The organism is uncultured Tateyamaria sp., assembly GCF_947504105.1.
Taxonomy (GTDB): domain Bacteria; phylum Pseudomonadota; class Alphaproteobacteria; order Rhodobacterales; family Rhodobacteraceae; genus Tateyamaria.
The window spans coordinates 26,903-48,511 of record NZ_CANNGP010000012.1 but is presented as its reverse complement, the minus strand read 5'-3'; the positions used below and the strand labels follow the sequence as shown (position 1 = coordinate 48,511).

Sequence of the window (21,609 nt, the reverse complement as noted above, 5' to 3'; positions counted from 1 at the left end):
TGATCAACTGGCATAGTTTGATCCTTCCTCGTCCAGAATGGCCTTCAGCTCGGCCAGATGCCGCAAATCCTGCTCGGGATAGTCCTCGATCTCTTGCGCCGTCTTTTCTGCCACTTCATCCGGAATCAGGCGCAGCGGCTTGCCGGTTTGCAGCGCCAACAGATAGGTCTGGCAGGCCCGTTCAAAATAGAACATCCGATTGAACGTTTCGGCCACTGTATCGCCAATCACCATGATCCCGTGATTGCCCATGACCATCACCTTCTTCTTCGGGTCATCGAACAGACTGGCACAGCGTTCACCCTCTTCCTCGAAGGCAAGGCCGCCGTAATCCCCATCAACCACCACACGATTGTAAAACATGCATCCGTTCTGATCGACGGGCGGCAATGTACTGTCAGCCAAGGCCGCAAGAGCCGTGGCATAGGGTGAATGCACATGCATGGCACATCGCGCATGCGCACAGTGCCGATGCATCCCGCCATGCAGCCCCCACGCTGTCGGATCGGGCGCGTCTGGCCCCTCCATACTGTCGGGATCATTGGCATCCACAACAATCAGGTCCGACGCCTTGATGCGCGAGAAATGCATCTGGTTGGGGTTCATCAAAAACTTCGTCCCGTCGTCATTGATGGCAAGGGAGAAGTGGTTCGCGACCGCTTCATGCATGTTCAAACGCACGGTCCAGCGAAAGGCAGCGGCCAGATCAACGCGCTCCTGCCAATTGTCCATGTTGGGGCGAATCCGTGCGACGGTCATGATGCTCTCCCATTGCCTGGATCAAACCGTGCACGGCGACCCTGCTTCGATCAATACAAATCCCACTCCGCTCGCGAAACCACATCAGCCAAACCCCGCCTGTCGAAATGGCAGTTTCACAACATCTGCGCGGTCCCCCTTGCACCTCCCCGCGAAACTTGATCATTTAGGACATGGAACATGACCTTTTCCCGTCCTGGCCCGATGTTGCCCCCGATCTTGTAAATGTCGCCGCTGGCCGTGCGCCTGCAGATACTGTCATTCGCGGTGGCATCTGGGTGAATGTGCACACGCGCGAGGCCCTGCCAGACCACGACATCGCAATCAAACACGGGCGTATTGCATGCGTCCTGCCGGACGCCAGCCCGCAGATCGGACCGGGTACTCAGATCATCGAGGCGCATGGCCGCTACATGATCCCCGGCCTGTGCGACGGGCACATGCATATCGAATCCGGGATGCTGACACCCGCCGAGTTTGCCGCTGCCGTTATTCCACACGGCACCACCACCATGTTCACCGACCCGCACGAGATCGCCAACGTGCTTGGCCTCAAAGGCGTCCGCCTGATGCATGACGAGGCGCTGATGCAGCCCGTAAACATCTGGACACAGATGCCCTCCTGCGCGCCCTCGGCACCAGGGATGGAAACGACAGGGTACGAGATCAGCGCCGAGGATGTGGCTGAGGCCATGGCATGGCCGGGCATCATCGGTCTGGGCGAGATGATGAATTTCCCCGGCATGGCGGCGGCCGATCCGCAGATGCTGGCCGAAGTCGCGGCGACCCAACGCGCAGGCAAGACCGTCGGCGGACACTACGCATCGCCCGATTTAGGGCCTGACTTCGCGGCCTATGTTGCCGGGGGCCCCGCGGATGATCACGAAGGGACGTGCGAAGCTGATGCCATTGCCCGGATGCGCCAAGGCATGCGGTCCATGATCCGGCTGGGCAGCGCGTGGTACGACGTGGAAACGCAGATCACTGCGATCACCGAAAAGGGCCTCGACCCCCGCAACATGATCCTGTGCACCGATGATTGCCACTCTGGCACGCTGATGAATGACGGGCACATGAACCGCGTCGTGCGGCACGCCATCGCATGTGGATGCGACCCGCTGGTCGCCCTGCAAATGGCGACGATCAACACGGCCACACACTTTGGGCTGGAGCGTGAAATCGGATCACTGACACCCGGACGCAGGGCGGATGTGATCCTGACATCCGACCTCAAGACACTGCCCATCGAACAAGTGATCGCGCGCGGAAAAACAGTCTCTATCGATAGCGAACTGACGGTTGAATGCCCGCATCTCGACTGGCCCGCCAAGGCACGGCAGACCGTGAACATGGGTGCGCCCAAGACGGCCACCGACTTCGAGATTGCAGCGCCAGAGGGGCGCAACTCCATCACTGCAAACGTGATCGGTGTTGTCGAAAACCAGGCACCAACCAAGGCGCTGAAACGCGACATGCCTGTCAGCGACGGCAAGGTCGAAAGCCACGGCGACACTTGCCAGATCGCGCTGGTCGAACGGCACCAGGCGACCGGCGGCGTGACAAACGCGCTGGTGTCCGGCTTCAACTACCAGGGCAAAATGGCCATGGCCTCGACCGTGGCGCATGACAGCCACCACATGATCGTCGTCGGCACCGACCGCGAGCAGATGGCACTGGCCGCCAACCGGCTGGCCGAAGTGGGTGGTGGCATCACCATCTTCCGCGACGGCGAAGAACTGGCGCTGGTCGAACTGCCCATTGCGGGCCTGATGTCAGACAGCCCCGCCCGTGACGTTGCCGCAAAAGCCGACAAAATGGTGCAAGCCATGGTCGACTGCGGCTGCACCCTCAACAACGCCTATATGCAGCACTCGCTGCTGGCGCTTGTCGTTATTCCTGAACTGCGTATCTCAGACCTTGGACTGGTCGACGTGCGTACGTTTGACTTCATTCCAGTCCTCGAGCAAACAACATGAAAAAATTAGAACAAGCCGGTCACGGCCACACCGAATTCCACGATGCCAAAGCCGCAGTGGCCCATCTGCACGAACTTTATGACGACGCGGTCCAGTTTTTGAGCGGCCAGTTTCAACACGCGATGGAACACGGCGCGCCCGAAGGGCGGATCAGAGCCTTTTATCCCGAGATTCGGTTTACGACTTCAACCTATGCCCGTGTGGACACACGGCTCAGCTTCGGTCACGTGGCCGATCCCGGCACCTACGCCACGACCGTCACACGCCCCGACCTGTTCAGGAACTACCTTGAACAGCAGATTGGCCTACTGATCGCCAACCACGACCAACCGGTCGAAATCGGGTACTCCAACACCCCGATGCCCGTGCACTTTGCGGTCGCGAACGATCCGGACATCACTGTCCCGCAACAGGGTGCCGCAGCATTCCCCCTGCGCGATGTGTTCGATGTACCGGACCTCAGCAACACGAACGACGATATTGTCAACGGCACATACGAGTCCATGGACGGTATCGGCCCACTCGCCCCCTTCACGGCCCAGCGCATCGACTACTCACTGGCACGGCTGACGCATTACACCGCGACAGATGCACATCATTTCCAGAATCACGTCCTGTTCACGAACTACCAGTTCTACGTATCGGAGTTCGAAACCTACGCCCGCGCGCAACTGGATGACCCCGACAGCGGCTACACGTCTTTTGTGTCTACCGGCAATGCCGAGATCACGACGGGCGACCAGTCGCTGCCCACAAGTCCCAAGATGCCGCAGATGCCAACCTACCACCTCAAGCGCGAGGATGGATCTGGCATCACATTGGTGAATATCGGCGTTGGACCGTCAAACGCCAAAACAGCAACAGACCACATCGCCGTCCTGCGCCCGCATGCGTGGTTGATGGTTGGGCACTGCGCAGGCTTGCGCAACAGCCAGGCGCTTGGCGACTTTGTTCTGGCGCACGCTTACCTGCGCGAAGACAACGTTCTGGACACAGACCTGCCACCGTGGGTGCCAATCCCGGCACTTGCAGAAATTCAGATCGCGCTGGAACAGGCTGTGGCCCAGACCACCCAGCTGGAAGGATACGAGCTGAAACGCATCATGCGCACCGGCACCGTTGCCAGCTATGACGACCGCAACTGGGAACTGCGCGACCAGCACGGCCCCGTGCAGCGCCTGTCCCAATCCCGCGCCATCGCGCTTGATATGGAAAGTGCAACAATCGCCGCCAACGGCTATCGGTTCAGGGTACCTTACGGCACACTCCTGTGTGTCTCGGACAAGCCGCTGCACGGCGAATTGAAGCTGCCGGGCATGGCCTCGAACTTCTACAAAGAGCAGGTCGCACGCCATTTGATGATCGGAATTCACGCGATGGAGCACCTGCGAACCATGCCGCTGGAACGCATCCACAGCCGGAAATTGCGGTCTTTCGAGGAAACTGCCTTCCTGTAACGGGCATCAAACGGCGAAAAACAGCGGAAAACCCCTTATTTTAGCTTGCCTTGCGCCACTATTCGTTGTGTGTTCGCACAACATTCCGTTATATTGCGGATCAGAGGCCCAAGTTGTCGGGCAGACGAAGGAGACCATGAAATGGCAAAACCAATGACAAAAACCCAACTCGTCGCCGCGCTGGCCGAAGAAATGGGGACAGACAAGAAATCCGCAGGCGGCGCGCTGGACGCGATCTGCGGGCTGATCACCAAGGAAGTTTCGGGCGGTGGCGCAGTCACTCTGCCGGGCGTTGGCAAAATCTACTGCCGCGAGCGTCCCGAGCGCATGGTGCGCAACCCTGCCACGGGTGAACAGTTCAAGAAAGAAGCGGACAAGGTCGTGAAAATGACCATCGCCAAAGCGCTGAAAGACAGCGTGAACGGCTAGGTTCAGTCTTCTGAAGACTTTAAAGGGTCGCCTGTCAGGCGGCCCTTTTTTGTTCAGCCCTCAAAAACGGTGGCTGCACCCCCGAGGTAGTTGTCCCAAGCGAACCAGTAGCTGATGTGCCCGGCCACGCGCTCCAGCCGCGCACCATCAGGGCCAAACAGAGCATCCTCGGTCACCCGCCACTCAACGCCAGCTTGGTCTGCAATCCTGCCACCCGTCTTGGTAAACGTCCGGTCGCCACGCTCATAAGCACGCACACTACGTTTCTCCACGTCACCAATCAGCAACAGCGGCGTGTCAGCGATCCCGTCATTTATGATGGGCATGCCATCGAACGCCTCCAGCGGCCAGGCGCGTGCAGCCCCGAACTGGCGGACGGCAAAGATATAATCCTTTTGCGCCAACTGCCGCTGATCCACCTGCGCCGGGAACATCAGGTCGGGCGACGCGAAATAGTCGTTGTAAACCACACCTGATCCGTAATCCCGCCGAAACCCGGTATCGAGGCTTAGCACTTTGGTCCCTGGATTGGATGCCTTCCAGCTGTCCCATGTTGTGATGACAACTGGGCGCTGCTGCAATTCGATCCCGCTGTTCACAAGCGGCCCCACGACGGGTTTGCCGGTCCATTGGTTCCAAAGCGAATGCGTCTCGCGGTCAAACATCAGCTTGTTCGAGCGATACAGGAACCCGGACGACCCGAACACCAACGGCTTTGACCGCCCCGGCACGTCCGTCTCAAACAGAATGCCCGAACCACACAACGTGCAATACGCCAGCGCCACCGGAACGCCCCCAATCACCTCGTTGAACATCTCGTGCCAGCCCATGATCCGCAACGGATAGGCCCGCACATCACCATTGATGGACACGCCAAAGACCAGATCATCGCCCCGCAAATACTCGGCGTCCCCAGCCGCGATCAGGTCGGGGTTGTCGAGCGACGGAATGCCGTCCTTGACCACACCGCCCCAGGTAATCTCTTCCAGCCGGATACGCATCTGATCGGGCTTGATATGTTCCGGGCGCAAGAAGAGGTCAAAGTCGTCATCGACCCGCAGCATCACCTCGCGCTTGTAGGTTGGAAAGTCGGGGTGTGGTTTGATTTGTGGGTTCTGCTCTTGCCACAGCATCCATTGGAACCAATCGGTGAAGAAATCTTCGCCCGTGATCGCCGTCAGCGTTTCGGCGATCTGAGGTCCGCGGGAACGGGAGAAGCGCAGGGACGCAATCAGAGCGGCGGCCATGTCCGGCGATCCCCGCTCCTTCATCCAGGCCAGCGCGTCTTCGAACTCTGTGGTTGGAGCAGACAAAGCGGCGCGCATGGCGTCCAAAGCGCTGAGGTCTTGCGACAGGGCGGCACGGGGCAACAGTGCACCGGACAAGGTGAGGCCACCAAAGGCGCGGCGGGTCAGGGTCATGTCAGTCATCCTCTGCTTTGTCGTCTATGTGCACCGAAACGCGATCACATACATTGCAAAGGGCTGTGAACAGCGCCTTGCATCCCCGCCCAATTTCCCCGAACGTCCGCCCAAGACGAAAAGGGACGGTCATGGACATCCGCGCACTTCTGATGGGCCTGACCTTTGCCCTGATCTGGTCGTCTGCCTTTACCTCGGCCCGGATCATCGTGACACATGCGCCGCCCCTTGCGGCGTCTTCCCTGCGGTTTTTCATTGCCGGGATCATCGGTGTCGCCGTGGCACGGATGATGGGGCAGACATGGAACCTGACCCGCGATCAATGGCGGGCCACGCTGATCTTTGGGCTGTGCCAGAATGCCATCTACCTGGGCCTGAACTTCTACGCGATGCAGACGGTGGAAGCGTCGGTCGCATCCATCATCGCCTCGACCATGCCGTTGATGGTCGCCTTTGCGGGGTGGATCGTCTTCCGGGACAAGCTGCCGCCGCTGGGGATTGCCGGGCTGGTGCTGGGGATCGCAGGCGTGATCCTGATCATGTCGGCGCGGCTGGATGCGGGTGTTGATCTCTATGGCGTGGCGCTCTGCGTGATTGCTGCCGTCGCCCTGACCGTCGCGACCCTGTCCATGCGCACAATGTCATCGGGCGGCAACCTCATGATGGTGGTGGGCTTGCAGATGTTCGTGGGCGCCGTCGTGCTGGGCATCGTCTCGGCCCTGATCGAAACGATCGAAGTGACACAGACACCGGCGCTTTACGCCGCCTTTGGATACACCGTTCTTGTTCCCGGTCTTGCCGCAACATGGATCTGGTTCGCGCTTGTCGCCCGAATTGGCGCAACCAAGGCAGCGACCTTCCACTTTCTCAATCCATTCTTCGGTGTGGCCATCGCAGCGGCACTTTTGGGCGAACGTCTGGGCGCGCAGGATATCTTGGGCGTTGCGATCATCACGGTCGGTATTCTTGCGGTGCAATTGTCACGGCAGGCCAAAAGCTGACCGAAGCCCACTTGCGCGCGCCGCCGCCTGCAATATTGTGCTCCGATATTTCAGATTTCGGAGCCCAATTGATGCGCCGCCGCACCTTTCTTTTGTCTGCTGCCGCCTGCGCTGTGCCATCGCTCAGCGCGGCGTATTCAGCGCAAACCTACACGCCTGCCATATGGCGCGATCTACGCGGCACCGATCAGACGGTCGTGATGAACTTTCGGGCCAGCTGGTCCCTGACGTGCCAGATCAAATCAGACCTGATTGCAGAAGCGCTGGCGGAAAACCCGGCTTATGGCGATCTGACCTTTGTCGATGTGGATTGGGACACGTTTGGCCCTTCACAAATGACCCAACGGCTCAAGGTACAGCGCCGGTCCACACTGCTGGCGATGAAAAACGGGGACGAGGTGACGCGCCTGGTGAACGAACCCTATGCCCGCAAGGTACGCGCACTCCTGGACGCAGCCCTTGCCGCCTGAGGCGACGACCCCTCGGCGCTATGCCTTTTTGCTGATCCCCGGCTATTCCCAACTGGGCTTTGCCTGTGCGCTTGAAGCGCTGAGCCTCGCCAACCTGCACCCATCGGGGCAAACGTTTTATACGTGGCGCGTGGTCGGAGAAACCGGGGATCCTGTACCCGCCTACAACGGGATCACCGCTGCAGTTGATGCAGCCCTGCCCGAACTGGCCCGCGACGAAACGCTGGTCGTCTGCGCTGGTAACCGCGCGGCCGAGGGCAGCACCAGACCGGTCCTGAACTGGTTGCGCCGCGAAACACGCAAAGGCATGGATTTCGGAGCGTTGTCTTCGGGAACCTACACGCTTGCTTTGGCCGGGTTGCTGTCAGGAAAACAAGTCACAACACATTGGGAATACCGCGAGGCACTGATTGAACTGTTGCCGGATGTGATCATCGAAAACAGTCTGTATTCGAAAGATGGACGCATCTTCACCACCGCAGGTGGGGCCGCATCGATGGACATGATGCTGGACCGGATCAAATCGGAATACGGCGTCGACCTTGCGACCTGGGTGGCAGACCAGATGGTTTACACCGACCCACGGGCGGCAAGCCATGGTCAAAGACTGTCTCGGCGCGCACGGCCAGACATGGCCCATGGCAAGCTTGGGATGGCACTGCAGATCATGGAAAACAATCTCGAAGATCCTTTGCGCCCGGATGAAATCGCGGACCTGATCGAATTGAGTACGCGGCAATTGGAACGGTTGTTTGCCAAACATCTGGGGATGTCACCCAAGCGGCACTATCTGCAATTGCGGCTCGAAAAGGCGCGTGGGTTGTTGCGGCAGACCAATCTGAGTGTCACGGATATCTGTGTCGCTTGCGGCTTCCGATCTTTGTCGCATTTCTCAAAAAGCTATCGCGGCACCTTTGGGTTGAGCCCCGGACAGGAAAAACGCGGCACGGGGTCGATGTGGCCAACGCAGCCCTGATTGCAGCAAAGCCAACCGCCATGTATCCAAACCAAAAAGAGACGAGGGACAGATGAAGTTTCTGTTTGTGCATCAGAACATGCCGGGGCAGTACCGCGAACTCATCCAGTGGTTGGCCGCACAGGGCGGCCACGAGATTGTTTTTCTGACGCAACGCCAAAAAGCACCGCAATTCGCAGGCGTTGAAACTGTCGTATACCAATCGCATCATCAGGCCAAAGAGGATACCTATGGCCTCTCACGGACATGGGAAAACGCGGCTGGTAACGGCTTTGGGGCGGTTCTGGCATTGCAGAAGATCGTCGCCAAAGGCTTCACACCGGACATCGTAATTGGCCACGTTGGCTGGGGCGAGATGTCCTTCTTTCGCGAAGTGCTGCCCGATACCCCCATGATCGGGTTCTTTGAATACTACTATTCGGTCCATGGTGGACCTGTCGGGTTTGATCCCCAAAGCCCGGTCAGCGAACACGCGCCTTTCATCATGCATGGTCACAACGTGGTGCCGCAGGTCAATTTCAACGTCGTCGATGTGGCCCACAGTCCGACCTATTGGCAACGCGACCGGTTCCCCAAACACTTCCACGACAAGATCTATGTTTGTCACGACGGCATTCGAACCGACAAGCTGACGCCAAACAAGAAGGCAAAGGTCACGCTTGGCCGGATCGGTCGGCCCCTGACCCCCAAGGACGAGATCGTGACATTCATGTCGCGCAATCTCGAAACCACACGCGGCTATCACCAGTTCATGCGCGCTGTTCCCAAGATCCAAAAGGCGCGGCCCAACGCCCGTGTCCTCGTGATCGGCGGCAACGACACGTCCTACGGTGGCAAGAACAAGCACCCTGGCGGTCTGCGCGGTCAGATGGAGGCCGAAGTGGGCCACCTGCTCGACTGGGACCGGCTCCATTTTCTGGGGCAGGTGCCGTACGAGAACTATCAAAACATCATCCAGATCAGTTCGTGCCATATATATCTGTCGATGCCGTTCGTGCTGTCTTGGTCCCTGCTCGAAAGCATGTCGATGGAAGCAACAATTGTGGCCAGCGACGTGGCCCCGGTGCGCGAGGCAATAGAACATGGCAAAACGGGTTTGCTGGTCGACTTCTTCGATCCCGACGCCATTGCCGCGCAAGTGGCAGACGTTCTGGACAAGCCGCGCGACTATGCACACCTTGGCCCTGCCGCGCGGCAGCATGTGATCGATACTTACGATTTCGAAACCGTTTGCCTGCCGGAACACATACGCCAGATCAACGCGTTGGTCCCGGCAGACAAACAAATCAAAATGGATTGACCCATGCGGATCGTGATGCTTGGTGCCGGCGGAAAGCTTGGCCGGTTGCTCAAGCCACGCTGGCAGGGTGACGCGCTTTGGACAACGCGCGCTGACGTCGACATCGCCGATCCCGATGCCTTGGCGGGTGCATTGGAGGGGGCAAACGCGATCTTTTGCCTTGCGGGTGTCACCCACGGATCCGACGCTCCCATGGAGCTGAACACGACCCTTGCCCGTCAGACACTTGATGCAGCCGGTGGCGCGCATGTTTTTCTGTTTTCATCTGCCGCTATCTACGGCGCCTTACAGGGCGCCCTCATCGAAAGTGGGCCAACATCACCATTAAGCCATTATGCCTCAACCAAGTTGGACATGGAGAGAATGGCCGCCGCACATCCAAATCCGAGCACATCATTGCGGTTGGGCAACGTGGCAGGTGCGGATGCAATCCTTGGTGGATGGAAACCCGGTTTTCAGCTCGATCAACTGGACGATGGCACAACTCCGGCACGCAGTTATATCGGGCCGGGGAAATTGGCAGAAGTACTAAACGCGCTCACGCGACACGACAGCTTACCCAAAGTATTGAACATCGCCGCGCCCAGGGCCGTGCACATGGGCGATCTTCTGGACGCGGCTGCGCTGGAATGGACGCCGCGACCGGCGACGGATCGCACGATTGCCCGCGTGTATCTGGACACGTCTAGCCTTGAACAGTTCACATCGTTTAGTGAGTCCGACAGCACGGCTGCGGGCATCGTGGCAGACTGGACGGAAGGAGCACGCACATGATGACTTGGCGCAAGCGCATCTTCGACCTGTTCTTTGCCAGCCTCCTGGTGATCCTTCTTGGCCCAGTCATCCTGTATCTGATCTGGATCGTCTGGCGGAAACAGGGCCGGCCGCTTTTCTATGTTGCAGAACGGATGAAATCGCCAACAGACAGTTTCGGGCTGTGGAAGTTCCGCACCATGACAATCGACAATAACGATCAGGGCGTTTCCGGCGGCCATAAGGAGGCGCGGATCACACCATTGGGTGCCAAATTGCGGGCCAAGCGGTTGGATGAGTTTCCACAGCTGTGGAATATCCTCAAAGGCGATCTGTCCTTTGTGGGACCGCGTCCGCCCCTTCGCGAATATGTTGAAAGGTTCCCCGAACTATACGCTAAAGTATTGAATTCGCGGCCCGGTGTGACCGGGCTGGCAACCATCCGTTTTCACAAGCACGAAGACCGTCTTTTAGCGCGGTGCAGCACGCCGGAAGAGACAGACAACACATATTGCCGCATTTGTGTGCCACGCAAAGCGCGCCTGGACCTCATCTATCAAAAGAATCAAACCACCTGTTACGACTTTGATTTGGTCTTTCAAACTATTGGCAATCTGTTCCGTCGCCAGCGGCGGTAGGATCGAATCCCTTACCGAATCGGTTGTTATGTGCAATTAGTGCGTTGAGACGCTTATTTAATGGGCATTTTTTGGCACTTTTCCGCCGGGTACCGGCCATCTTTTCTGCATGTGCAAAATGGCTGCACGATTCCTTTATGTAATCGTGTTAGCGCTGTTCGCAGCCGGGAAAGATAAGGGGGCAACATGTTGGACCTGCTCAAGCTGCTTTCGCGCACGCAAAAGCGAAATGTATTGATCGTCGTTGACACGATCCTCATTCCGGCAGCGTTATTTTTCGCGTTCAGCCTGAACTTGTCGGGTCAGGCGGCATGGATCAACTTCCAGGCGTATCTCCCCATACTGCCCTACATGCTGATCGTCGCAGCCGGGCTTTCTCTGTGGCTCGGCATCTGTTCAACAACCCTGAACGAATACGAAGCTGCATCGATCGGGCGCACCGGGGTCTTTTCCTTGCTGCTGACAATGACGTCGATACTGCTGACAACCGCGGCCAACATGCCGCTTCCGTTATCAACGCAGATCACCTTCGGCATCTCGTTCTTTGTCTTCTCGATCATGAGCCGAGCCATCCTGCTGCAGGTTGTGCTGGCCATCTACCGCAATGGGTCCGACAGGTGTCGTGTTCTGATCTACGGTGCAGGTACCACCGGTATGCAACTGGTGTCGGCCCTGCGCGGCCACGAACAGATCGAACCCGTCGCTTTTGTCGATGACAATAAAGCGCTTCAAGGGGTGAACGTGCTGCGGTTGCCTGTCCATAGCCCCGTCCGCATTGCAGAAATTGTGGCCGAAAAGAAAATTGACCGGGTGCTGCTCGCTATCCCGTCGCAAAGCCATCCCAAGCAGATGCAGGTCGCACGGCGGTTGCAGAAAATGGGGCTGGAAGTACAAACCCTCCCATCGTTTTCCCAACTGATCGGAGAAGAGGCGCTTGTCGACAAACTGAAACCGATTAACCCACGCAACTTCCTGGGCCGCGATGAGGTCATGACAACTCAGAACGGAGGTGATGAAGCCTATGCCAATCGCCGTATCCTGATTTCTGGCGCGGGCGGCTCCATCGGTTCGGAACTCAGCCGTCAGGTTCTCGACTACCATCCGGAAAAAATCGTTCTGTACGAGCTGAATGAGCTTGCGCTTTATCAGATCCATCAGGAACTGACCCAACTTGCCGAAGGCAGCGACATCGAAATCGTGCCGTTGCTGGGGTCGGTCACCGACGGGCGGCAGGTGCGGAGTGTGCTGAAAGATCACGACATCCAGGTCGTTTTACACGCCGCCGCTTACAAGCATGTACCACTTGTTGAATTCAATCCGCTCGCGGGGCTGGCAAACAATGCCCTGGGCACTCAGACACTGGTCACCGAAGCGGCCAGAGCCGGAGTTGAGCGGTTCATGCTGATTTCGTCGGACAAGGCGGTGCGGCCCACAAACATGATGGGCGCATCCAAACGTCTGGCTGAACTGGCGGTGCAAGACATCGCACAGCGCATCGCAACGCCAAAGGGTTTGAAATTTTCGATCGTCAGATTTGGCAACGTGTTGGGTTCTTCCGGATCGGTGGTGCCACTGTTCCAGGAACAGTTGCGACGCGGTGGACCGCTTACCGTTACACATCCCGAGGTGTCCCGTTATTTCATGACTGTTCAGGAAGCTGTGAACCTGGTGCTGCGCGCCGCATCCATGGCCAAGGGCGGCGAAGTGTTTGTTCTGGATATGGGCAAACCTGTTAGAATTGAACGACTTGCCAGGCAGGTGATCGAAAGCGCCGGTTTCACGGTGCGCGATGCACAATACCCCGACGGAGACATCGAGATCGAGTTCACCGGCCTGCGCCCAGGCGAAAAGATGACCGAAGAGCTGACGCTGAGCGGAACACAGGTTGGCACCGGACACAAAAAGATCTTTTTCACCGTCGAAGACTGCCTGAGCGAGATCGAAGTCGCGTCTGCCATGCGGTCACTGCGTCAGGCACTGGCGGCAAGTGACGAAACCGCGGCGCGCGGTGTTGTAAAGCGCTGGGTCGAGGGGTTCGGACAGAAAGAGCCGCAAGCGGAAAACAGCATAGAGATTGCACATCCCGTCCAATAGAACATCAAACCTGTTATGATACGGTTCGATTACAACACAGAAACATCTTGCAACTTCTGTTTCATTTCAGAGGACTGACAGTGAAATACCTTACCAAACACAAACAACATGCGTTTGTCCTGGGGCTTGTCTTTGTAGCGGCCCTTGATGATCCCGCTCTGGCGGAAACCAACTACACTCTCAGCTTCGGTGCCATCTCGGACGACTTTCTGGGGCGAACCGAGCAATACGGCATTCTTGCATATGATGGTCTCTCGATATCGACCAGCACGCGGGTCGGGCAGTTTGCCTTCGACCTGACGCTGGGCGAAACCTTCGAAAACGAAGCCGTGGACAGCGTGCTGATCTTCGGCGATGCGGGCTACAGGTTCGGCAATGACAATTGGCAAGTTGGTGTTGGACAGTTTGAAAGACACTGGTCGCCGTCAGAATACACATCCTTGATCTTGTCGCGGAACGCGCCTGCCTTCCCGTCCGTGTACATCCGCAAGGAAGAGGCACGAACTTCTGATGTGCCGGTTCTCAGATGGATAGGGCCCTGGAACGGGGAAGTCTTTATTGGGCAAACCGACGATTTAAACCAGCCTGACAACTCGCTGATATTGGGCATGCGGCTGGGCTTTGAGCCCATTCCGGACCTCGAAATCGAATTGGTCCGGGTCGCGCAGTATGGCGGATCAGGCCAACCGGACGGGTTCGACACATTCCTTGATGTACTGGTTGGCAATTCCAACGAGGGCGACAGCGCGCCAGCCAACCAAATCGCTGGTGTCGGGGCATCTTACCGCTTTGGCCCGGACACGTTCAGCAACCGCATATACGGCCAGGCCGTGGGTGAAGACGAAGCAGGCGGACTGCCGTCGTGCTTCTTCTTCCTTGCCGGGCTTGAAAACAAATCGCGGCTCTTCAATGCCGACAGCACGATCACGCTCGAATATGTGGATACGACGGTGAACTTCTCAGACGCCGGGTTCTGCGGACCGAACACTGCCTACAACAACGATGTCTATTCCTATCGGAATGAGGGTGTGGTGATGGGCGCCGCCATCGGATCGGAAAGCCGCTCTGCCAGCCTCCGGGGCAAACATGATTTTGACACCTGGGCGCTGGACTGGAACATCGGCAAATTCACGATCAACGATGCGTCCAACCCCAATCACAGCCTGAGCACCACGCGGGAAACAGGCACGGTTGTCTCGTTCGGCGCCAGCACGCAGCTTTGGGGCGGTACATTGCAAGGGATCGTTGCACACCAGTCATTTGATCTGGACACCGCGGAACAAGACAGCGGCGTGCGCGTGGGCATCAACTACAGCCAATCGTTCTAGGGTCCTGACCCCGTCAGGGCCGCTTCGACAGCATTGGTGATATCGCGCGACATGGGGGCCGTTCTGGCCCCCCATGTGCCCAACACGGCGCCATCCGCACCGATCAACACCTTGTTGAAATTCCAGCGCGGCACGAAACCCGCTTGGTCCCGAAGGGTCCTGTAGAACGGATGCGCGTTATCACCCTTGAGCGGCAGGATATCCGTCATCGGCATGTCCAGACCAAAGGCCATCTCACAGAACGTGCGCACCTCGTCTGCGCTGTCCAGTTCTTGCCTGAACGCATCAGATGGCACCGCCAACACAACCAGACCTTCGTCCCTGTAGGTGTCGTAAAGGGCCTGCAATGCCTCGTATTGGCCGGTATAGGCGCATTGCGATGCGGTATTCACCACCAGCACCGGCTGCCCGTCCCAGGCGGACATGTCGATCACACCACCATCAATTGACGGAAATTGCATATCGCGCATACCCGCGCTCGCAACCGGTGCAAGTGCAACAAAAAGACAAACAAGAAATGCACGCACGTGATCACTCCTCTTTCGGGGTCACAGCAAATGTAGGACGCAGGCGCGCGCAGTCATCCCCTTTCAATTCCAACCAACAACCCCAAATATAAGGAAACACTGAACGGACGGACAAACCATGACCAAGTACACAAAAAACCCCGACGTCATTGCAACACTCTCGCCCGAGGAGTTTTACGTCACACAGGAAAGCGGCACGGAACGCCCCGGCACAGGCAAGCTGCTGAGCAATAAGGAACCGGGCATCTATGTCGACATCGTATCGGGCGAACCGCTTTTTGCATCCTCCGACAAATATGAAAGCGGCTGCGGCTGGCCCTCGTTCACCAAACCCATCGAAAACGTGACCGAACATCAGGACGCCAGCCACGGAATGGTCCGCACCGAAGTGCGCAGCAAGCACGGCGACAGCCACCTCGGTCACGTCTTTCCCGACGGCCCCCGCGACCGCGGCGGCCTGCGCTACTGCATCAACTCGGCCTCTCTGCGGTTCGTACACCGTGACGATATGGAGACCGAAGGCTATGGTGCCTACCTGAACCAAGTGGAGGATGTGGCATGAACGACCAACGCGCAGTACTGGCTGGGGGCTGTTTCTGGGGCATGCAGGACCTGATCCGCAAGAAACCGGGGGTCAAGGCAACCCGCGTCGGCTACACCGGCGGGGACGTCCCCAATGCAACCTACCGCAACCACGGCACCCACGCCGAAGGGATCGAGATCATCTATGACCCCTCGGTCATCACCTTCCGCGACCTGCTTGAGCTTTTCTTCCAGATCCACGACCCAACCACACTGAACCGGCAAGGCAACGATGTGGGCCTCAGCTACCGCTCTGCCATCTACTACGTGGATGACGCCCAAAAGCAGGTGGCGCTGGATACCATCGCGGATGTGGAAGCCTCCGGCATCTGGCCCGGCAAAGTGGTGACCGAGGTCGAACCAGTGGGCGATTTCTGGGAAGCCGAACCCGAACATCAGGACTACCTCGAACGCATCCCGAACGGCTATACGTGCCATTTCGTACGCCCCGACTGGGTTCTGCCCAAACGGGCCGCTGAATAGAGGCAATGGCGGGCATCGCGCCCGCCCTTTTCACAGGGCGATACCCGGTCGCCCTGTCGCCTCGGCAACCAACACGGCCTCGACAAACACCTCGCGCGCCTCCGCCTGCGCCGTGCGAATGTCCCGCGCGACATGCAGCTCGACATCAGATGCCCCCGCAGCAAGCGCCGAAGCACGCGCATCCTCGGCCAAAACAGTCTCTAGCCGGGCCAAAGCAGCCTCTGACGCTGCAAAATCCTCGGGCCCTGACAGCAAATGCACGCGAAACAGACCCTCGGACGGAGAGGTGACCGTTCCCGTCCGCCGCACAGTCACACGGCCCACAACAGCCCCAATCGCATTGGCAACGCCGCCATCCTCGGGCAGCTGCATGTCACAGCCCAGGCGCGCGCCCACCGCAGGGTAATATGCCCGCGCCGACGCACCCAACCCCACAACAGACACGTCCAGACCGGTGGACACACGCACCAAACCTTTTGCCCCCGAAAGACCGCGTTGCATCAACGAATGGGTTGCCAGGGCCTCGTCCAGCCCATCCTCGGCCAATGCCGCCTCAAGCAGCGCAACGCTGGTCTGATATGTCAGCCGATCGACAACCATCTGCGCCACCTGCTCCGCCGATTCCGCAAGCCGCTCTCCGGCACCAGTACGCCGCCGCCCGAACAAGACGCAGGCCATCCGCGCAGCCTCGGCATCCCATGTGCTCAAACCACCCAGCACATGGCTCGCATCCGATGGGGTCAGACCCGCCACCTGCACCAACCCACGGCCCACAAGGCGCTTGAGCGCGCCATGCTCCATCCGTGTGCGCAACACGGCACCCAAGCCATGCACACCGTCACCAATACGGGCCAACAGGTCCGCATCCCGCGCCGCCAAACCATCCGTCTGCACACCCGGCACTGCCCGCACGAAACGTCCGTCATGCTCACCCGGCGTGGCGCTCCGCATCTGCGCCTCGAGCACGGGCAGCACGGCCTCCGGCGCCTCCGGCGCCAGCAAGGACACCGGCAACACCCGGCGCGGTCCAAGGGTCACGCCACCGCGCAAACCTTCGGCAACAAAATGCACCTCGCTGTCACCGCCCAACCCGGTCGTGCGCATCGCCACGGCCTCGACCATGGTGCGGTGCGGACCAACACGCGCACCATCCGGATCAATCACGGGCCGACCACCCCGCAACACGGCCACATCCGTGGTCGTACCCCCGATGTCGCTGACCAGCGCATGATCCGCCCCGGTCAGCCAGCGCGCGCCCACAATGGACGCCGCCGGACCACTCAGGATCGTCTCGATGGGCCGCGCCCGTGCTTGCGTGGACGACATCAACGCCCCGTCTCCCCGCACAACCATCATCGGCGCTCGGATGCCAATGGTGCGCAGTTCCGCCTCGGCCCGACCGATCAGCGCATCAATCATGCCAATCAGCCGCGCATTCAGAACAGCCGTCAACGCGCGCTTGGGTCCGCCCAGTTTCGCAGACAACTGGTGAGAGGCGGACACGGGCAACCCCGTTACATCGCGCACCAGGTCCATGGCACGCACTTCATGTGCAGGGTTGCGCGTGGCGAACTGCCCGGCGACGGCAAACCCGCTCACATCCTGTTTATGCGTCTCCAAAAAGGCTGAAAGGGCTGTTTCGTCAAGCGGTGCAGCCTCAGACCCGTCATGCTTGTGCCCGCCTGCCAGAACAATGACAGGATCACCGCCCAGCGCATCAGCCAGCCCCTGCGTCTCAAGATCCTGCGCCCGAAAGCCGATATAGACCAACGCGACGCGCCCGCCCTGCCCCTCAACCAAAGCATTGGTGGCAAGGGTCGTGGACAGGGACGCCATGCCAACCTCCGCCGGATCAACGCGGGCCTCTTTCAACACTGCACGCACAGCGCGCCCAACACCCACGGCCAGATCATGGCGCGTGGTCAGCGACTTGGCCCGGGCCAGAACCCGCTCCTCATCCTGCAACAGAACCGCGTCGGTATAGGTGCCGCCCGTATCCACACCCAGCAAAATCGCCATGCTCATTCCCCGTTTTCGAGCAGCCCTACAGCGCTCGCTTGCGACCCGTCGCGCTCAATTGCGTCACCGCCCAGCGCGCCGCGTCAGCCACCGCCGCATCCGGGTCGTCTACCAGGGCCTGCACGGCAGGCAACAGGTCAGGGCGCCCCGAATTGCCGATGGCATAGGCCACGTTGCGGACAAACCGATCCCGCCCGATCCGTTTGACGGGCGACCCCGAAAACCGCGCCCGAAACCCTGCGTCGTCAAGGGCGGCCAGCTCAGCAAGAGGCGGCTGCCCCACAGCGCCTAAATAGCGCATGTCGCTGGCAGCAACGGCAAACTTGTTCCATGGGCAGACCGCAAGGCAGTCGTCACAGCCGTAAATCCGGTTGCCCAGACTGGGGCGCAGCTCTTCGTCCACCGGCCCCTTATGCTCGATCGTCAGGTACGAAATGCAGCGCCGCGCATCCAGCTGATAGGGTGCCGGAAAGGCGTTCGTCGGACAGATATCCAAACAGGCGCGACACGACCCACAATGATCGATCTCGGGCGCGTCGGGTTCCAGTTCCAAAGTCGTGAAGACAGACCCTATAAAGGCCCAATTGCCCCAATCCCGGCTCAACAGATTGGTGTGCTTGCCCTGCCAGCCCAGGCCCGCTGCCTGCCCCAAAGCCTTCTCAGGCACGGGTGCAGTATCGACAAACACCTTAATTTCACCACCCGCCGTTTCAATCAACCAGCGACCAAAACGCTTCAAACGCTTCTTGACGATATCATGGTAATCCCGCCCCTGCGCGTAAACGGAAACAGCCCCCAATTCGGGCCGTTCCAGCACCGCCAACGGATCATGCTCGGGTGCATAGCTCTCGGCCAGCATGATCACCGACCGCGCATCGGGCCAAAGCGCCGCCGGATTGCCGCGCCACTGCATCCGCTCCGCCATCCAACCCATCTGCCCATGCCGCCCGGCCTCAACAAAGGCAGCCAACCGCCCCGGCACATCCGGCACAGCATCCGGGCGACAGACCCGCGCCATCACGAACCCCTCATCCAGAGCCCGGCGTATGACCCGTTCCTTCAGGTCCATCTCTTCCATGTTTCAAAAAAATCCCGGGGGTCCGGGGGCTGGCCCCCGGTCCGACGCAAAGGATCAGAAATCCAGATCATTGTAATGCCGCGGCGGCGGGAACCCCGGCACCTGATCGGCCAGGATACTCCGAAAGGCAGGGCGCGACTTGATCTTCGCATACCAATCCTTGACCACCTCGCTGCGGTTCCAATCCACATCAGAGATATAGTCCAAAGACGACAGATGCGCAGCCGCGGCGAAATCGGCCAGTGTCATGTTGTCCCCCGCCAACCAGCGACGGTGATCCAGCAGCCACGTCATGTAGTCGAGGTGATACTTGATCGCCTTCGCCCCATCCTTGACATTGCGGCTGTCGGGAAAGCCCTGCCCCATCATCTTCTTGTTCACCCGCTCGTAAAGCAGTTTCGACGTCACTTCCTGGTGGAACTTATCGTCAAACCAACCCACCAAGCGGCGCACCTCCAGCTTGGCCACAGCGTCCGAGGGCATCAGCGACGGCTCGGGCCGCGTCTCTTCGATGTACTCACAGATGGCGGCGCTTTCGCTCATCATCACGCCGTCCAGACGCAACACAGGCACCTTGGCCGCCGGGTTGCGACGCAGGAAATCCGGATCCGCCTCCCAATACCGCTCCTCGACCAGCTCAACCTCGATCTTCTTCTCGGCAAGGCTCAGACGCACCTTGCGGCAGAACGGGGACAGGGGAACGTGGAACAGGCGGGCCATGGTCAATCCGGTTTGGTCAAACGTTTGGCATCCATGCACGGCTGGCCCGCGATTTTCAACTCTGGAAACACCCCGCACGGCCATCCGCGCGGATCGTGGCCGCCCCATCCAGGATCTGACCGGCCCGTTTGCGCACGTAAGACGAGGGCTGACTGGCTGACCGGCCCTTGGGGTTCGGCAGGATTGCGGCCAGACGGGCTGCCTGCACATTCGACAGCGCGTCGGGGCCAACACCAAAGTAATGGCGCGCAGCGGCTTCCACGCCAAAAACACCCTCATCGAACTCGGCCACGTTCAGATAAACCTCTAGAATGCGGCGCTTCGACCACAACGCCTCGACCAACGGGGTCATCGCCGCCTCCATCACCTTCCGCAGCCAGGACCGGCCATGCCACAGGTACACGTTCTTCACGACCTGCTGGCTGATGGTGGATGCACCACGGCTGGCACCCGCATCAATCGCGCGGCGAATGGCCACCACGTCCAGACCCCAATGCAGACAGAAATTGGCGTCCTCGGCGGCCACGGCCGCCCGCGCCATGATCGGGGCAATCTCCTCTATCGGCACCCATTCGTGATCCACTCCACCCAGACGGCGGGATTCCTGCATCATGTACAGGGTTGTCGGCGGGTTGATGACCGACCAGACCAAGGCCGCCACCACGGCGATCAGAAACACCACGCTCACACCGCGCAATGTCCACCGGAACAGCCAACGCCCGGGACGAAACCGGCGCTTTGTCTTGGCCTTTGATGTGCGTTTACTGCTCTTTCTTGCCATGTGTTCAGCTATAGGGCGCGGAACATCCCAAGTGAACTATCGCGCCAGAGATTGGGCAAGATAGGTGCCAATACGACGCGCTCCTGACGGAGAGGGATGGATACCGTCAAACGCAAATAGCGACCGGTCAGAAGGGTCGATCACGTCCTCGCTGTCAACAAAGCGCAGGCCGGGGGTGACCTCGGCCAACCGGGCAAGACGCGCGTCATACTCCACCAGATACGGACGGCAACCGATGAACTGCCCCGACCGTGCGCTGGCGTAGTACCCCATCCAGATCACCTGTACCCCGCTCCGGCGCAGCCGGGCCAGAAAGGCGGGGACCTCGCCCGTCAGGTCCGGCGCAATCAAACCGTTCAGAACACTGTGACAGGCACGACACCTGCAATCGTTCAGAAAATCATTGGCCCCACCATTGATCAGGATCACATCCCATGGTCCGTCACGGTATTGCGCCCGCACATCGAAACCCGTGGCACGTCCCAAGGCCGACGCGTTGGAAAACCGCGACGCCGCAACCGCCTGATTATCGACCCGGGCACCCAACACATCACCCATGACAGAAGGGATGTCGCGACCCGTCCATTTGTGCCAGGCCATGATACTGTCGCCGATTGCCAAAACACGTATCTGCTCGGCCGACGCCGCACCGGTCATGACCCAAAGAACAAGAACAATCAGTCGCATGCATGTAAGATATGGCAGGCGTTCACGAAGGCCAGACAGCAACGCACGGTTTACCAATTCATCAAAAATTAAACTTAATTACAAAGTGTTATTCACTAATGGATGTTAACACTATCTGCTATCCTCACCG

General features: G+C 59.2%; 21 protein-coding genes. 13 read left to right on the top strand and 8 right to left on the bottom strand.

The window, feature by feature from the left end; genetic code table 11:
* Positions 1-3: 3 nt before the first annotated feature.
* A complete protein-coding gene (locus Q1A75_RS09900; RefSeq protein WP_299592190.1) occupies positions 4-759 on the bottom strand; it encodes a class II aldolase and adducin N-terminal domain-containing protein in 756 nt (251 codons plus the stop codon).
* Between the two features lie 173 nt (positions 760-932).
* Between Q1A75_RS09900 and ade the strand changes: the two genes are divergently transcribed.
* The 3 genes from ade to Q1A75_RS09885 all read left to right on the top strand — a co-directional run bounded on the left by ade (position 933) and on the right by Q1A75_RS09885 (position 4,621).
* Complete coding sequence (ade, locus tag Q1A75_RS09895; protein WP_299592192.1) at positions 933-2,735, top strand: adenine deaminase; 1,803 nt, start codon at positions 933-935, stop codon at positions 2,733-2,735.
* On the top strand, positions 2,732-4,192 hold the full coding sequence (locus tag Q1A75_RS09890; protein WP_299592194.1) for an AMP nucleosidase: 1,461 nt from the start codon (positions 2,732-2,734) through the stop codon (positions 4,190-4,192). Before ade ends, Q1A75_RS09890 begins: the two co-directional genes overlap by 4 nt.
* A 141-nt stretch (positions 4,193-4,333) precedes the next feature.
* Positions 4,334-4,621, top strand: coding sequence for an HU family DNA-binding protein (locus tag Q1A75_RS09885; RefSeq protein ID WP_039684873.1), 288 nt, complete (start codon positions 4,334-4,336; stop codon positions 4,619-4,621).
* Positions 4,622-4,674: 53 nt separating this feature from the next.
* Here the strand turns inward: Q1A75_RS09885 and Q1A75_RS09880 are convergent, their stop codons facing one another.
* Positions 4,675-6,042: a DUF3179 domain-containing protein gene (locus Q1A75_RS09880; protein WP_299592196.1), complete on the bottom strand. Its 1,368-nt coding sequence runs from the start codon at positions 6,040-6,042 to the stop codon at positions 4,675-4,677.
* Between the two features lie 131 nt (positions 6,043-6,173).
* Between Q1A75_RS09880 and Q1A75_RS09875 the strand changes: the two genes are divergently transcribed.
* The 8 genes from Q1A75_RS09875 to Q1A75_RS09840 all read left to right on the top strand — a co-directional run bounded on the left by Q1A75_RS09875 (position 6,174) and on the right by Q1A75_RS09840 (position 14,602).
* The gene (locus tag Q1A75_RS09875) at positions 6,174-7,043 is read left to right on the top strand and encodes a DMT family transporter (protein ID WP_299592198.1); all 870 of its coding nucleotides are present in this window, start codon (positions 6,174-6,176) and stop codon (positions 7,041-7,043) included.
* A gap of 71 nt (positions 7,044-7,114) precedes the next feature.
* Positions 7,115-7,513, top strand: a complete 399-nt coding sequence (locus tag Q1A75_RS09870) for a thioredoxin family protein (RefSeq protein WP_299592200.1) — start codon at positions 7,115-7,117, stop codon at positions 7,511-7,513.
* A complete protein-coding gene (locus tag Q1A75_RS09865) occupies positions 7,503-8,489 on the top strand; it encodes a GlxA family transcriptional regulator (protein WP_299592202.1) in 987 nt (328 codons plus the stop codon). Before Q1A75_RS09870 ends, Q1A75_RS09865 begins: the two co-directional genes overlap by 11 nt.
* Before the next feature lie 52 nt (positions 8,490-8,541).
* Entirely contained in the window at positions 8,542-9,789 is a 1,248-nt protein-coding gene (locus Q1A75_RS09860; protein WP_299592204.1) for a glycosyltransferase family 4 protein, read from the top strand.
* A 3-nt stretch (positions 9,790-9,792) separates the two neighbouring features.
* On the top strand, positions 9,793-10,563 hold the full coding sequence (locus Q1A75_RS09855) for an NAD(P)-dependent oxidoreductase (RefSeq protein WP_299592206.1): 771 nt from the start codon (positions 9,793-9,795) through the stop codon (positions 10,561-10,563).
* Positions 10,563-11,180 carry a sugar transferase gene (locus tag Q1A75_RS09850; RefSeq protein ID WP_299592245.1) on the top strand — a complete coding sequence of 206 codons (618 nt, stop codon included), beginning with the start codon at positions 10,563-10,565 and terminating at the stop codon, positions 11,178-11,180. Before Q1A75_RS09855 ends, Q1A75_RS09850 begins: the two co-directional genes overlap by 1 nt.
* A 186-nt stretch (positions 11,181-11,366) precedes the next feature.
* Positions 11,367-13,274: a nucleoside-diphosphate sugar epimerase/dehydratase gene (locus Q1A75_RS09845; RefSeq protein WP_299592208.1), complete on the top strand. Its 1,908-nt coding sequence runs from the start codon at positions 11,367-11,369 to the stop codon at positions 13,272-13,274.
* Positions 13,275-13,354: 80 nt separating this feature from the next.
* Complete coding sequence (locus Q1A75_RS09840) at positions 13,355-14,602, top strand: capsule assembly Wzi family protein (RefSeq protein ID WP_299592210.1); 1,248 nt, start codon at positions 13,355-13,357, stop codon at positions 14,600-14,602.
* On the opposite strand, the gene Q1A75_RS09835 is transcribed toward Q1A75_RS09840, so the two are convergent.
* Positions 14,599-15,063: a glutathione peroxidase gene (locus Q1A75_RS09835; protein WP_366142194.1), complete on the bottom strand. Its 465-nt coding sequence runs from the start codon at positions 15,061-15,063 to the stop codon at positions 14,599-14,601. The genes Q1A75_RS09840 and Q1A75_RS09835 overlap by 4 nt on opposite strands.
* Positions 15,064-15,247: 184 nt before the next feature.
* On the opposite strand from Q1A75_RS09835, the gene msrB reads away from it, so the two are divergent.
* Together msrB and msrA are read left to right on the top strand one after the other, a co-directional pair.
* Positions 15,248-15,691, top strand: coding sequence for a peptide-methionine (R)-S-oxide reductase MsrB (gene msrB, locus Q1A75_RS09830; protein WP_299592213.1), 444 nt, complete (start codon positions 15,248-15,250; stop codon positions 15,689-15,691).
* A complete protein-coding gene (gene msrA / locus Q1A75_RS09825; protein WP_299592215.1) occupies positions 15,688-16,194 on the top strand; it encodes a peptide-methionine (S)-S-oxide reductase MsrA in 507 nt (168 codons plus the stop codon). Before msrB ends, msrA begins: the two co-directional genes overlap by 4 nt.
* Positions 16,195-16,224: 30 nt before the next feature.
* Here msrA and Q1A75_RS09820 read toward each other — a convergent pair whose 3' ends face one another.
* The 5 genes from Q1A75_RS09820 to Q1A75_RS09800 form a co-directional block, all read right to left on the bottom strand.
* Positions 16,225-18,213: a hydantoinase/oxoprolinase family protein gene (locus Q1A75_RS09820; RefSeq protein WP_299592217.1), complete on the bottom strand. Its 1,989-nt coding sequence runs from the start codon at positions 18,211-18,213 to the stop codon at positions 16,225-16,227.
* Positions 18,214-18,238: 25 nt separating this feature from the next.
* Positions 18,239-19,282, bottom strand: a complete 1,044-nt coding sequence (gene queG, locus Q1A75_RS09815) for a tRNA epoxyqueuosine(34) reductase QueG (protein ID WP_299592247.1) — start codon at positions 19,280-19,282, stop codon at positions 18,239-18,241.
* Between the two features lie 63 nt (positions 19,283-19,345).
* A complete protein-coding gene (locus Q1A75_RS09810; RefSeq protein ID WP_299592219.1) occupies positions 19,346-20,011 on the bottom strand; it encodes a glutathione S-transferase family protein in 666 nt (221 codons plus the stop codon).
* A gap of 55 nt (positions 20,012-20,066) precedes the next feature.
* Entirely contained in the window at positions 20,067-20,792 is a 726-nt protein-coding gene (gene mtgA, locus Q1A75_RS09805) for a monofunctional biosynthetic peptidoglycan transglycosylase (protein ID WP_299592221.1), read from the bottom strand.
* A 36-nt stretch (positions 20,793-20,828) separates the two neighbouring features.
* Positions 20,829-21,479 (bottom strand): SGNH/GDSL hydrolase family protein, encoded by a 651-nt coding sequence (locus Q1A75_RS09800; RefSeq protein ID WP_299592223.1) that lies wholly within the window; start codon positions 21,477-21,479, stop codon positions 20,829-20,831.
* Between the last annotated feature and the right edge of the window lie 130 nt (positions 21,480-21,609).